Origin of the sequence: Herbaspirillum sp. C7C8, from assembly GCF_022627875.1 — a bacterium.
GTDB lineage: Bacteria > Pseudomonadota > Gammaproteobacteria > Burkholderiales > Burkholderiaceae_D > Herbaspirillum.
Genome location: NZ_JABXGG010000001.1, coordinates 22,694 through 36,027, shown reverse-complemented (window position 1 = coordinate 36,027; position 13,334 = coordinate 22,694). Strand labels below are relative to the sequence as shown.

Genomic DNA, 13,334 nt, shown 5'->3' with positions numbered 1-13,334 from the left:
CGAAAGAAGAGATGGCTGACAAGGCTGACACTGCAGTGACTGCGAACAACGCCGAAATTATAGACCTGGCCGCCTGGTTGCAGACGCCTATCGGCGACTATCTGCGCCAGTGGGAGCAGCGCCATCTCAATGCCCTGACGGCGGACATCTTCGGCTTCAACGCCGTGCAGATCGGTTCACCCCAGATCCACGCGCTGCAGGCCAACCGCATGCCCTATCGCTGGCTGGCCGACAAGTGCATGCCGGTGGAAGGCCAGTCCGAGCTGGAAATCCCGCAGGTGGTGACGCCGGACTTCGGCGAACTGCCTTTCGCCACGCAGAGCCTGGACCTGGTGGTGCTGCCGCACGTGCTGGAGTTTGCCGCCGAGCCGCATCAGGTACTGCGCGAGGTGGAGCGGGTCTTGATTCCGGAAGGGCAGGTCATCATCTGCGGCTTCAATCCCAGCAGCCTGTGGGGCATGCGCCAGGCTGCCGGCCGCCTGACCGGTGCGCATTTCCTGCCGCAGGATGGTGAATTCATCCGCCTGCCGCGCCTGAAGGACTGGCTCAAGTTGCTGAACATGGAGGTCAATCGCGGCCACTTCGGCTGCTACGCTCCGCCCTGCGAGACCGCGCAATGGCTGGACCGCTTCGGCTTCATGGAAAAGGCCGGCGACCGCTGGTGGCCGTATTTCGGCGCGGTTTACATCGTCCAGGCCATCAAGCGGGTGCCGGGCATGCGCCTGATCGGCCCGGCGTTGCAACGCCAGAAGCTGAAGGCCCCGCGTGGCGTGCCGGTGACCAATCGCATCCACAAGACCGACTGAATCTACGGGCCTTGCGGCGAGATCAGGTATCATCGCGGCCCGCTTATCATGCGCCAATGTGCATGGGCAAACCGATTGAAGTGAAGAGTATGGACAAAGTAGAGATCTATTCCGATGGTGCCTGCAAGGGCAATCCTGGCCGTGGCGGCTGGGGCGCGTTGCTGGTGGCCGGTGGCAAGGAGAAGGAAATCTTCGGTGGCGAGCCCGACACCACCAACAACCGCATGGAGCTGATGGCGGTGATCCAGGCGCTCAATGCCTTGAAGCGCCCCTGCGAAGTGGTGGTGCATACCGACAGCCAGTATGTGCAGAAGGGCATCAGCGAGTGGATCCACGGCTGGAAGGCGCGCGGCTGGAAGACCGCCAGCAAGGAGCCGGTCAAGAATGCCGACTTGTGGCAGGCGCTGGACGCCGCCCAGCAGCAGCACCAGGTCGAGTGGCGCTGGGTGCGCGGGCACAATGGCCACGCCGGCAACGAGCGCGCCGACCAGTTGGCCAATCGCGGCGTGGACAGCATAGGCTGAGCGGGGCGGTTTTTTCTTTCATATCAGTGTTTTAGCAGCATCAACATCAGCAGGAGCAAGCATGCGTCAGATCATCCTCGATACCGAAACCACGGGCCTTTCGCCGCGCAACGGCAACCGCATCCTGGAAATCGGCTGTGTGGAGGTGCTCAATCGCCAGCTTTCGGGCAAGAATCTTCACTTCTACATCAATCCCGAGCGCGACTCCGAAGAAGGCGCGCTGGCCGTGCACGGCCTGACCACCGAGTTCCTGGCCGACAAGCCGACCTTCAAGCAGATTGCCGCCGAGTTCCTGGACTATGTGCGTGGTGCGCAGATCATCATCCACAATGCGCCCTTCGACGTCGGCTTCCTGGATGCGGAGCTGGCCTTGCTGGGCCTGCCGCCGTTCAAGGAGCACGTGGCCGATGTGGTGGACTCCTTGCAGATGGCCAAGGAACTGCACCCGGGCCGTCGCAATTCGCTTGATGCGCTGTGCGACCGCTACGGCATCTCCAACGCCCATCGCGTGCTGCACGGTGCGCTGCTGGATGCGGAGTTGCTGGCCGAAGTGTATCTGTCGATGACGCGCGGGCAGAACTCGCTGACCATGGATCTGGGTGCCGAGGAAGAGGTCAGTGAAGGCGAGGGCAAGCTGGAGCTGGCGCCGCTGGCCGAAGTGATCGTGGTGACGGCCAGCGAGGAAGAACTGGGCCTGCATGAAGACGTGCTCAACCAGCTTGACAAGGAAGCGCGCGGCAGCTGTGTGTGGCGCTTCGAACCGCCGCCACCGGAGGCGGCCGCTGAAGCGGCGTGAGGCTGATGTTGGTCAGGTCTTTGTCGTCATCCGGCAGCGCTTTCGATAAAAAATGAAGAATTATTTACGAAGCACTTGCACAGGTCGAAAAACGTTGGCATAATCTCGCTTCTCGATTGGTTCAGTAGCAACAAGCCAGTCAGGTACGGAAGGTTAGCTCAGTGGTAGAGCACTGCATTCACACTGCAGGGGTCGCAAGTTCAAACCTTGCACTTTCCACCAAAATTCAGAAAAGCCCGCCTTGTGCGGGCTTTTTGCATTCCTGCCTTTCCTGCCGATTTTCTTTCCTCGTTTTCTCTCTCTGCACCGCGGGCGCGATCCGTTAAGCTAGCGGTCATCTGACAAGAACAGGACCCGAGCATCCATGCACGACATCATCTGCCCCCACTGCGGCAAAGCCTTCAAGATCGATGAGGCCGGCTATGCCGACATCCTCTCGCAAGTGCGCGACAGTGCCTTCGAGCAGCAATTGCACGAGCGCCTGGAGCTGGCCGAGCAGGACAAGCGCAACGCCATCGCGCTGGCGAGCGCCAAGGCCGAGGCGCAATTGCAGAAGGCCGCGGCAGCGCGCGATGCCGAGATCCAGGAATTGAAGGCAAGACTGGAAGCCGGTGAAATGGCGCAGAAGATGGCCGTGGCCGAAGCCATGGCCAATGTCGAGCGCGAGCGGGACAAGCTGGCCAATGAACTCGAACAGGCCAGAAAAGAAAAGCTCGCCGACCAGCAATTGGCCGAGGCTCGCCTCGCCCGGCAATTGCAGCAGACCGTCAGTGAGAAGGATGCCGAGATCCAGGCATTGAAAGCGAAGATGGATTCCATCGCGCTGACCCAGAAGCTGGCCGTGAACGAGGCCGTCGGCGTGGTGGAGAAGGAGCGCGACGAACTCAGGAACAACCTGATGCGCGCCGAGCTGGAAAAACAGCTGGCCGAGAAATCACTCAAGGACAAATACGAGACCCAGCTCAAGGACCGCGAAGACATGATCGAGCGCCTGCGCGACATGAAGGCGCGGCTATCGACCAAGATGGTCGGCGAGACGCTGGAGCAGCATTGCGAAACCGAGTTCAACCGTATCCGCGCCACCGCCTTCCCGCGCGCGTATTTCGAGAAGGACAACGATGCGCGCAGCGGCAGCAAGGGTGACTACATCTTCCGTGATACGGATGAAGCCGGCACCGAGATTGTCTCCATCATGTTCGAGATGAAGAATGAGAACGATCACACCGCCACCAAGAATCGCAATGAAGACTTCCTCAAGGAACTGGACAAGGACCGTCAGGAGAAGGGCTGCGAATACGCCGTCCTGGTTTCGATGCTGGAGCCGGAGAGCGAGCTGTACAACACCGGGATCGTGGATGTCTTCCACCGCTATCCGAAGATGTACGTGGTACGTCCGCAGTTCTTCATTCCCATCATCACGTTGCTGCGCAATGCTGCGCTCAACTCGCTGAAATACAAGACCGAGCTGGCGCTGGTGAAGGCGCAGAACATCGACATCACCAACTTCGAATCCGAGCTGGACACCTTCAAGGCGGCCTTCGCCAAGAACTACGACCTGGCCTCGCGCCGCTTCCAGACGGCCATCGACGAGATCGACAAATCCATCGACCACTTGCAGAAGACCAAGGAAGCCCTGCTCGGTACTGACCGCAACCTGCGTCTGGCCAATGACAAGGCGCAGGATGTGACCATCAAGCGATTGACGCGGGGCAATCCAACCATGGCGGCCAAGTTTGCGGAGCTCAAGAAGGAGCAGTCTGACGACGGGCAATGATGGTCTGGTTGCTGGTGACAGCTTCAGCTTTTTACAGTGAAGCGATCAGGGTGGCACCGCAGGCGGTGGTATCTCCGTGATAGGCCACCTGCTTGCCATGATGCTTGCGGGTGCTGCCGCCGCCACCGGGCTGGATGGCGAACTGGCCCTTGCACTTGGGGCAGAATGTCATGTCTGCTTCGAGTGCGACGGCTTTGCCCATGGCTTTGAGCGAGTCGCAGGCGGAAATGACTTCGCCGCCGTGGGAGGTTTTGTCGCCGAGGCGGATCACGGCTCGGCCTTGATGGTCTTTCATGGGCGCTTTCATTATCTTGTTGGGGGAGGGATGTCTTTCGCCCAAAGTAGAGCGTTAAGAGCAGGATTCTTTTCGCCAGACCAGTTTTTCATTTCTCGTTTATCGCCATCGGGATATTCGCCACGATCAATAGCGTGGATAGTTTCTGCCCAACCCACGGGAGTGTTCCAGGACGGTTGATCGAATGGATCGTCAGGCTCAATGACGCTGACTTTGGCTACCGTGTCAGGCCAGATTGGATCGCGGCAGGTCCAGAGTACCATCCCGCTGCAAAAAGCCCTGCGATTAATCCGGTCACCCGAGCATGGAAGACGATCTTGGCAGCACGTCCGTAACTCGCTGCCCACTGCTTTCGAATAAACGCACCCAATGGATGCTCCACCGATTTCTCAACGCTAATCGCTGCTGTTTCTACAATAGTCGCCGCTAGACTGACGACTGCCAGCGTCGCTTTGAATCGCGTCTCGACCTGATTGAACTGATCATTGCCCGCCAGATCCTTCATCGCAAAATTCAGCGCCACCATCTGCACGATCATGGTCGCAACACCGAGCCTGAAGTCTCGAGGCGATCCGGAGCCAAGCCACTTCTGCGTCATCGCGACACCCGGAAGTCCAATCCCCTTGGTGGTCCCCGGCACGATGCGTCCCTCCTTCTCCAGTCTGGCGATATCCAGTTCATAGGCGAAGTGCTTCTGCACCTTGGCTTGCTTGACTGCTCTGCCGGCTTCCTTGCGTGCATCGGTTCGGGTCTGCTGTCGCGCCGTCTCCAGTTTGATGCCTTGCTCTTTCGCTTGTGCGATTGCCCATCTCGCCACATCGACACTGCTCATGTTGCTGACCTTGATGGCAACCCCTGACATCAACTGAAGATGAACCTGCGCCAACCCGCTTCACTGACTTTCTTGATCAGGGTCTTGGTCCACTGCACATTGGACCAGCCTATCCAGAAATTGCCGGCCGGGTCGGCTGGGGTGTGGGAAATATCGACACAATAGGCCCGCACCAGCTCGCCGGCATCGTTGCTCAGCAGTTCCAGCGTGTAAGCGTAATCGCGGCTGAGCGCCTCGCTGGCCTCAAGGCGATTGATCAGCAGTTCGGCGTCGGGAGCGTCGTCATTGACGAAAGAGAGTTGCAGGATGCGATGGTGCTGGCGCTGCCGGGTGAGCTTGTCCCAGCGGGTGGTACTGGCGTGCATGCGTGTCCTTCTGCGGGAAAAATGAATGTCCCGAAGAAGGCGCAGAAGACCTCAGCAGGCCGCATCGGGAAGCGCAGATGTTGCCCGAGGACCTGCATGAAGTCTGTTGAATTTCTTTGATAAATGCTGTGGTTTTATTTTTGTCGCGGAGTAGATGGGAGCTCAGCCATCAGCCAACATCAGGACTGCGAGAAGGCGATGAATTCGTCTGCAAGACCGCGATAGAGACGCCGGTATTGTGTCAGCCTGCGCTGAAGTTGTGCCTGCCTTGCCGAGTCGGGCCGGTACCACTCCAGTACCTCGGGCGCCACGCACACGCGGCCCGCCTCTTCACCGGTATCGGCCAACCTCGCCAACCTGGCCGCGCCCATGGCCGCCCCCACCTCCGCCCCCGCATGTCGCCGCAGTGCAATGCCCAAGGCCGTCGCACACAATTCCCCCCAGAACGCACTGCGCGACCCGCCGCCGACCAGGGCTGCACTCTTGAGAAGCGTACCTGCCGCCTGCAAAGCCGCATAGCCATCGGCCATCGCAAAGGCCACCCCTTCCATCACCGCATAGGCCAGGTGTGCACTGTCATGCGCCGGTGTCATGCCGAACAGCACGCCCTTGGCCGTCGCATCATTGTGCGGCGTACGCTCGCCGTTCAGATAGGGCAGGAACAGCGGCGCCTGCGCCTGCTGTATCGCCGTCAGTTGCGCCGCGCCCGCCACCAGCGTGGCCACGGGCTGCCCGGTCACGCCTGCGAGCCAATGCAGGCTGGCCGCCGCCGACAGGATCACGCTCATCTGGTGCCATTGCCCCGGCAGGCAGTGGCAGAACGCATGCACACCCTGCTGTGGATTGGGCGCATGTCGCGCCGTGGCGGCAAACAGGACGCCCGAACTGCCCAGTGACAGGAAGGCATCGCTCGCCTCGATCACGCCGATGCCCACCGCGCTGGCGGCGTTGTCCCCGGCACCACCGGCCACCACGACCGGGCCGCTCAGACCCCACTCGCGCCGCAACTCTTCACGCAGATGCCCGGCCACGTCACTGCCTTCGACCAGGCGCGGCATGTGGCTGCGATCCAGCCCGGTGGCGGCCAGCATGCGATCGGACCAGTCACGTCGGGCGACATCCAGCCACAGCGTTCCGGCCGCGTCCGACATCTCGGAGACGAATTCACCCGTCAGCTTCCAGCCCAGGTAATCCTTGGGCAGCAGGACCTTGTCGATGGCGCGGTACACCGCAGCTTCGTATTTCGACAGCCACAACAGTTTGGGTGCCGTCAATCCCGGCATGGCTCGGTTGCCCGTGATCGTCGGCGCGTCGGGTACCAGGGCTTCCAGCTCCACGCATTCGGCATGCGCGCGCATGTCGTTCCACAGGATGGCCGGACGCAGTACGTTGCCGTTGCGGTCCAGCAGCGTGGCCCCGTGCATCTGGCCGGAGATGCCAATGCCGCGCAGTGCCCGGAAGTCCTGCGGAGCCTGGCTGCGCAGTGCGGCGATGGCGTCCAGGGTGGCATTCCACCACGCCTGCGGAGCCTGCTCGGACCACAGCGGATGCGGATTGTCCACGCGCAGCCGGGCGCTGCTGGTGGCGATGACTTGGGAGGCGTCGTCGGTGAGGACGAGCTTGACTTCGGAAGTGCCGAGGTCGATGCCGAGATAGCTCAAATCGTTTTCCTTTGCGTACACGTGGATGGGCTTTACGCAACTGCCCGGACGTCGTCGTTGAGCCGGTGCAGCGCACGAAAGCGCGAGGGCGGCATGCCCTTGTGGGCCAGGAACTGGCGGTTGAAATTGGAGAGATTGTTGAATCCGACCCGGTAGCACACCTCGGTCACGCTCAGTGCGGTGCACATGAGCAGTTCGCAGGCTTCGTTCAGACGCAGGCCATTCTGGTACTGGATGAAGGTGCAGCCCGTATGACGCTTGAAGAAGCGGGTAAAGCTGCTCACGCTCATGCCGGCCAGTTCGGCCACGTCGCTCTCGCGCAGATTGCCGCCCAGGTTCTGGCGGATGCAGGAGAGCACCTGGTTGATGGTGGAGGACATGTGGCGCTGGGCATCCAGATCGTAGCCCGGTCCGGCCAGTGGTCTGCGTTCGCGGCAGGAGGCCAGCTGTTCCAGCACGCTCATCATCAGCACCACACGGCGCGCGCCATTGGCCTGTGCCAGGTCCCGCATCAGCGGGATGATCGACCTGCCCAGGGCATCAGGAAACTGCAAGCCGCGCGCCGCCCCCTCCAGCAGATCCTGCAAGGGCGAGAGCTCCGGGATGGCCCCCAGCATGCGGTCGGCGAAGGAGCGCGAGAATTGCAGTACCAGGTCGCGCGCGGCCACCTGCTGGCCCGCACCGAGATTGCTGACCCAGTTGTGCGGCAGGTTGGGGCCGGTCAGCACCAGGTTGCCGGGGGCGAAGTCGCCGATGAAGTCGCCCACGAAGAACTTGCCGCTGGAGGCGGTGATGATGTGGACTTCGTATTCGGGATGGAAATGCCACTTGGCCACCGTGTGCGGGTAGTCATGCACCCAGGCCCTGAACGATTCGTCCTGGCGTGTATGCACCAGCTCCAGATCCGGACTCATGCTTGGTCTCCTTGCCATGCGGGCCGTCATCATGCCCGCTGGCCGCGCAGGCGGCTGCGGGCAGCGACAGGTTCTCTCCGCTTTGTACATCGAACACATGCAGCGCCTGCTCATCGAAGGCCAGGTGCAGGCGCTCGCCTGCCTGCGGCAGGTGCTGTGCGCTCACCAGGGCGGTCAGCGTCTGTTGACCGAAGCGGGTGGTCAGGAGCGCATCGGCTCCCAGGATCTCCACCAGTTCCACACTGACCGGGCAGTTCAGGCTGCGGATGGCTTCCCGCTCGTCGGCAATGCGGACGTAGTCAGGACGTACCGCCAACTTTACCGTCATTCCCGGCGTGAGGCGTGAAAACCTTTCATTCTGAAGAATCCAGCGCCGCTCTTCACAGCGTACGGCCAGCACGGCGTCGTCCCGTTCGACCACGCCATCGAGGAAGTTCATGGCGGGCGTGCCGATGAAGCCCGCCGCAAAGAGCGTACGTGGATAACGGTACAGCTCGGCCGGTGAGCCTGCCTGCACGATGCGGCCGCCGTGCATGAGGATGACGCGATCGGCCAGGGTCATCGCTTCGAGCTGGTCATGGGTGACGTAGACGGTGGTGGTGCGCAGGCGCTGGTGCAGGCGCTTGATGTCGCCGCGCAACTGGGCGCGCAGTTTGGCATCGAGATTGGAGAGCGGCTCATCGAAGAGGAACACCGAGGGCGTCTTGATGATGGCGCGCGCAATCGCGGCACGCTGCTGCTGTCCGCCGGACATGGCTCGCGGCTTGCGGTCGAGCAGGGTCTCGAGATTGAGCATGGCAGCCACCTCGCGTACGCGGCGATCGATTTCATCCGCCGGGCGCTTCAAGCGCCGCAGGCCAAAGGCGATATTGTCATAGACGTTCATGTGCGGATAGAGCGCATAGTTCTGGAACACCATGGCCACGTTGCGCTCACGCGCGGGCAGGTCGTTGACCACCTGGCCACCGATGGAGAGTGTGCCGCCGCTGATTTCTTCCAGCCCCGCGATCATGCGCAGCATGGTGGATTTGCCGCAGCCGGAGGGGCCGAGCAGGACCACGAATTGACCGTCGCCGATACGCAAGTCCAGCGGATGCAGCACCGGCGGGCCGCCGGCGTAATGCTTGGAGAGGCCCTGGCAGTGGATGTCAGCCATGGTCAGCCTTCCATTTCGATCTGGATCTTCACATCCTGCGGATGAGCGCGCGCGGCTTCCTCGAAAGCCTCAATCCCCTGCGAGAAGGGGAAGCTGCGTGAAATGAAAGGCTTCACATCGATCATTCCCGAGCTCAGCAGGGCCAGTGCGCGCGGGAAGATGTTGGCATAGCGGAACACTGATTCCAGTCGTACTTCCTTGGTCTGCATGCTCACCACATCCAGCGCCACCGGTTCCGGCGGCATGCCGACCAGTACCGCGCAGCCGCCCGGGCAGACCAGGTCCAGCAGGGTCTGGTAGACCCCGGCATGGCCCGAGGCTTCGAAGACCACATCGGCACCCCAGCCCTCGGTAACTTGCCGTACCACATCGCTCAGCGCCTGCCGTGTCACATCCACCGTGATGACGGCCGGATTGTGCGCGAAATGCGCCAGCTTCTGCGCCACCACATCGGCCAGGATCACGCGCGCCGCGCCCCCGGCCAGGGCGGCCAGCGCGGTCATGGCGCCGATGGTGCCGGCACCGATCACCACGGCGGTGTCGCCCGGTTTCATGCGTGCCTTGGTAGCGGCTTGCAGGCCGATGGACAAGGGTTCGACGATGGCACCTTCGGCAAAGCTGACATTGTCCGGCAGCCGGTAGGTGAACGCCGCCGGATGCACCACGCTGCCGGTGAGGCAGCCGTGGATGGGCGGGGTGGCCCAGAAGCGCACGGCGGGATCGAGGTTGTACAGGCCGCGCAGGGTGGCCGGCGAATCCAGGCGCGGGATGCCCGGCTCCATGCAGACACGGTCGCCGACCTTGATCTGGCTGACTTCGCTGCCGACCTCGGTGATGGTGCCCGAGGCTTCGTGTCCCAGTACCATGGGCGCGTCCACCTTGAAGGGGCCGATGCGGCCATGGGTGTAGTAGTGCAGGTCGCTGCCGCAGATGCCTACGGTATGGATGCGGATGCGCACATCCTGCGGGCCGAGCTCCTGGGGCAGGTCGATGTCGCGCAGAGCCAGTTCGCGCGTGGCTTCGAGTACGAGGGCTTGCATGGGGTCTCCTTATTTTCCGGTGAGGATGGAATTCAACAGCCGGCTCAATACGCCGACAAAGATCAGGGGCGGCAGCGCCAGCAAGACGGTGGAAGCGTTGATCACGCCCCACGGCACTTCCTGCCCCATGGAGGTAAAGGCCGAGGCCACCACCGGCAGGGTGGCGCTGTTGGAGGAGGTCAGCGCCAGGGCGATCATCAGTTCGTTCCAGACCAGCACGAAGCTGAAGATGATCCCGCCCAGCAAGGTGCCGGCGCAGTTGGGCAGGGCGATCTTCCAGAACACCGCGTAGGGGCCGTAGCCATCGAGGGTGGCGGCTTCTTCAATCTCGCGCGGCATGCGCTGGAATACCGGAATCGAGAGCCAGGTGATGGTCGAGAGCGTGGTCAGGAGGTAGGTCACGATCATCGAGAAACGCGTGTCATACAGTCCCAGATCGACCCAGATCGCAATGAGCGGAATGGCCACCGCCACCGGCGGCAGAAAGCGCAGCGAGAGCAGGAAGAACTGGATGTCGCGCTTGCCCGGCACGTGGTAGCGCGCAATCACGTAGGCCGCCGGTACGCCCATGAGCGTACCCAGCAGCACGGCGCTGCCGACGATGACGATGCTGTTGCTCAGGCCCACCAGCACTTCCGGGCTGCCGATGACCTGGCGATAGTTTTCCAGCGTGGGTGTGAAGATGAAGCGCGGCGTCGGTGTGACGATGTCCAGCAAGGTCTTCAAGGAATTGAGCAGCGCCCACAACAGCGGAAACACCGCCACCAGCACCAGCAGGATGCCCACGCCCCAGATGGCGCAGCGTGTGATCAGTCTTCCCATTGGCTCACCCGTTTCCAGATCAGGGTAAAGATCAGTGTGGTCGCCACCATCATCAGCACCGCCATGGTGGAGGCATAGGAGACCTTGCCCGAGAGTCCGATGCCTTGTGCATAGGCATACATGTCCAGCGTCTCGGTGGCCACGCCCGGTCCACCCTTGGTCATCACGTAAATCAGGTCGAAGGAGCGCAGCGATTCCACCATCTTGATGAAGACCAGGCTGATGAGCGGGGCCTTCAACATCGGCAGGGCGATATAGGCATACACCTGCCAGGTGCGCGCATGATCGAGCCGGGCCGCTTCCAGCGGTTCGGGAGGCAAGGTTTCCAGCAGCTTCAATACGATCACGGCGAAGAACAGTCCCCACTGCCAGATATCCACGGCGGCCACCGCATAGAGCGCCAGCACCGGGTCCGACAGGAAGGCCGTGTCATGGATGCCCACCAGCCCCAGCAGCCAGCCCAGGATGCCGGTCAGCGGCGAATACATGAACTTCCAGATGAAGGCGGCCGACACGCGCGGCAGCAGCACCGGCGTGATCAGCAGCACGCACATGGCCTGGCGCCATTTGCCATGGACGTTTTCGAACAGGTAGATGGCGATGAGGATGCCGAGCGCCACCGCACCCAGTACGGTGACCACTTCCCAGATGGCCGAGACTTCGATGGCGTTGAGGAAGCGCCGGTCCGACATCAGCCGCTCGATGTTGCGCAGCCAGACATAGTCACTGTCGGGATAGCGCAGCACGCGATTTTTCAGCGCCAGGTTGATCGCCGCCACCGTCGGCACCAGCCCCAGCACCAGCATCACCAACAGTGAGGGGCCGAGGAACAGGTAGGGCAGCGAGGTCTTTCCACGATTGAACATGCAGGACTCCGGAATCCGCCCTGGTCCGGCAAGGGAATAGGGCGGCTGCAGCGTGTAACGCGATTGAATGAAGTAAATTATTTACGCGCGTGTTCCATCGCGTCCTGCGCATACTGCGCGGCTTCGTCCAGGGCGCGCGGAATATCCTTGCGGGTACCGGTGAAGATTTCTTCCAGCGTCACGCCGAGGTTGTCGCCGATGTCCGGCCATTGCGGGCTGGGCCAGATGGTCAGCCTGGAGACCGGCGTGGTGTCCTTCAGGCCGGCGAGGATTTGCGGCTTGACGTGCTGTTGGAAGTAATCGCTCTGGATGGTGCTGGTGCGATTGTAGTCGCTGAAGACCTTTTCGCGCAGACGGGCCTGTTCCTGTTCCTTGCCGGTAGCAAAGGCGATGAATTTGCCCGCCGCCTGGCGGGTGCACTCATCCTTGGCGCCGACGGCGGAAATGGCCAGCCCGTGGCCATAGGCGGCCGAAGGCAGCGGTGCGGGCGGACGCGCATAGCCGACCTTGTCGGCCACGCTGGATTTGCTGCTGTCCTCCATCCAGTCGGCGAAGGGCGTGGACTCGATCATGAAGGCCACCTTGCCGGAGCGGAAGGCTTCCAGTGCATTGCTCCAGTCATAGGTAGCCGCGCCCGGGGGCGCGTACTTGAACAGTTCGGCATAGAGTTGCGTGGCCTTGACCGCAGCGGGCGAGTTGAAGGCCGGCTGGTTGTTCCTGTCGGTCCACTGGCCGCCCTGCGCCAGCATGAAGGGCGCCCAGCGCCAGACGTTCATCCCCGAGCCGCGCTGGCCGCGTGCCACCCAGCCATAGACGTTCGGGGGAGAATGCAGTTTCTTGATGTCGGCCACCAGTTCGTCCAGCGTGCGTGGCACTGGCAGCCCGGCTTTTTCCAGCAGGTCGCGACGATAGAAGAGAAAGTCCGAGCCCCCGATCAGCGGTGCGAAATACGCCACGTCCTTGTAACTGGCCACGGCGCGGCGACCGGGCAGGAAGTCCTGGTAGTCGGCGTCCTTGGGGAAATACTTCAACAGCGGCACGATCCAGCCCGCCGAGGCAAACTCGGCCACGTTGGCTTCGTCGACGTAATACACCTGGTAGGAACCGGCCTTGGTGGAGGCATCCAGGCGCGACTTGGCGCGCCGGTCGTTCTCGCCGAAGTAGCTGATCTCGATGCGGGTGCCGGTGCGCTTCTGGTAATCGGCCAGCGATTTTTCCATCACGGTCAGGCCCAGGCTCTTCTGCGCCAGCACCTTCAGCACGGGGACATTGCAGGACTGCGCCGATGCCATCAAGGGCAGGGCAGCGCCAAGGACGGCGCACGCGGCGCCCAAGCGGATCTTGTTCACGGTTTGTCTCCTGGTTTTTTTATCGTTCAGGCGGGTGCCGGTGCAGCGGGGGACACTGCGCAGCCCCATTTGCCTTGAGGGCAGGAGCAAGAGTACGAGGGCAGGGCGCGCCGCTCCACGCCAAAAGCGTGCCG

14 protein-coding genes, 1 tRNA gene and 1 pseudogene are annotated in these 13,334 nt (G+C 62.2%); 5 read left to right on the top strand and 11 right to left on the bottom strand.

All coding sequences use genetic code 11. The features are described from left to right. The first annotated feature begins 11 nt into the window (after positions 1-11). From HWE01_RS00180 to HWE01_RS00160, 5 genes are all read left to right on the top strand, one after another. Positions 12-806: a class I SAM-dependent methyltransferase gene (locus tag HWE01_RS00180; protein WP_241820782.1), complete on the top strand. Its 795-nt coding sequence runs from the start codon at positions 12-14 to the stop codon at positions 804-806. A gap of 89 nt (positions 807-895) precedes the next feature. Next, positions 896-1,330: a ribonuclease HI gene (gene rnhA / locus HWE01_RS00175; protein ID WP_241820781.1), complete on the top strand. Its 435-nt coding sequence runs from the start codon at positions 896-898 to the stop codon at positions 1,328-1,330. 61 nt (positions 1,331-1,391) lie between these two features. After that, a complete protein-coding gene (gene dnaQ / locus HWE01_RS00170) occupies positions 1,392-2,126 on the top strand; it encodes a DNA polymerase III subunit epsilon (protein WP_008331101.1) in 735 nt (244 codons plus the stop codon). 147 nt (positions 2,127-2,273) lie between these two features. Continuing rightward, positions 2,274-2,348: transfer RNA gene (locus tag HWE01_RS00165), tRNA-Val, on the top strand. 142 nt (positions 2,349-2,490) lie between these two features. Further along, a complete protein-coding gene (locus HWE01_RS00160) occupies positions 2,491-3,900 on the top strand; it encodes a DUF2130 domain-containing protein (RefSeq protein WP_008331100.1) in 1,410 nt (469 codons plus the stop codon). A 31-nt stretch (positions 3,901-3,931) separates the two neighbouring features. Here HWE01_RS00160 and HWE01_RS00155 read toward each other — a convergent pair whose 3' ends face one another. From HWE01_RS00155 to HWE01_RS00105, 11 genes and pseudogenes are all read right to left on the bottom strand, one after another. Further along, positions 3,932-4,195, bottom strand: a complete 264-nt coding sequence (locus tag HWE01_RS00155) for a PAAR domain-containing protein (RefSeq protein WP_008331097.1) — start codon at positions 4,193-4,195, stop codon at positions 3,932-3,934. An 11-nt stretch (positions 4,196-4,206) separates the two neighbouring features. Then, a pseudogene (locus HWE01_RS00150) lies at positions 4,207-4,458 on the bottom strand (DUF6708 domain-containing protein); the annotation flags it as partial. Next, entirely contained in the window at positions 4,413-5,027 is a 615-nt protein-coding gene (locus HWE01_RS00145) for a hypothetical protein (protein WP_241820780.1), read from the bottom strand. The gene HWE01_RS00145 and the pseudogene HWE01_RS00150, both read right to left, overlap by 46 nt. Positions 5,028-5,056: 29 nt before the next feature. Further along, entirely contained in the window at positions 5,057-5,392 is a 336-nt protein-coding gene (locus tag HWE01_RS00140; RefSeq protein WP_241820779.1) for a hypothetical protein, read from the bottom strand. A 179-nt stretch (positions 5,393-5,571) separates the two neighbouring features. After that, positions 5,572-7,053 carry a xylulokinase gene (gene xylB, locus HWE01_RS00135; RefSeq protein ID WP_241820778.1) on the bottom strand — a complete coding sequence of 494 codons (1,482 nt, stop codon included), beginning with the start codon at positions 7,051-7,053 and terminating at the stop codon, positions 5,572-5,574. 32 nt (positions 7,054-7,085) lie between these two features. Then, a complete protein-coding gene (locus tag HWE01_RS00130) occupies positions 7,086-7,967 on the bottom strand; it encodes an AraC family transcriptional regulator (RefSeq protein WP_034350823.1) in 882 nt (293 codons plus the stop codon). Continuing rightward, positions 7,903-9,123, bottom strand: coding sequence for an ABC transporter ATP-binding protein (locus HWE01_RS00125; RefSeq protein WP_241820777.1), 1,221 nt, complete (start codon positions 9,121-9,123; stop codon positions 7,903-7,905). Before HWE01_RS00125 ends, HWE01_RS00130 begins: the two co-directional genes overlap by 65 nt. 2 nt (positions 9,124-9,125) lie before the next feature. Further along, positions 9,126-10,163 carry an NAD(P)-dependent alcohol dehydrogenase gene (locus tag HWE01_RS00120; RefSeq protein WP_241820776.1) on the bottom strand — a complete coding sequence of 346 codons (1,038 nt, stop codon included), beginning with the start codon at positions 10,161-10,163 and terminating at the stop codon, positions 9,126-9,128. Positions 10,164-10,172: 9 nt separating this feature from the next. Continuing rightward, positions 10,173-10,985, bottom strand: a complete 813-nt coding sequence (locus HWE01_RS00115) for a carbohydrate ABC transporter permease (RefSeq protein WP_241820775.1) — start codon at positions 10,983-10,985, stop codon at positions 10,173-10,175. Continuing rightward, positions 10,973-11,851 carry a carbohydrate ABC transporter permease gene (locus HWE01_RS00110; RefSeq protein WP_008331085.1) on the bottom strand — a complete coding sequence of 293 codons (879 nt, stop codon included), beginning with the start codon at positions 11,849-11,851 and terminating at the stop codon, positions 10,973-10,975. The genes HWE01_RS00115 and HWE01_RS00110 overlap by 13 nt, the downstream gene beginning before the upstream one ends. A gap of 77 nt (positions 11,852-11,928) precedes the next feature. Then, entirely contained in the window at positions 11,929-13,200 is a 1,272-nt protein-coding gene (locus HWE01_RS00105) for an ABC transporter substrate-binding protein (RefSeq protein ID WP_241820774.1), read from the bottom strand. Positions 13,201-13,334: the final 134 nt, after the last annotated feature.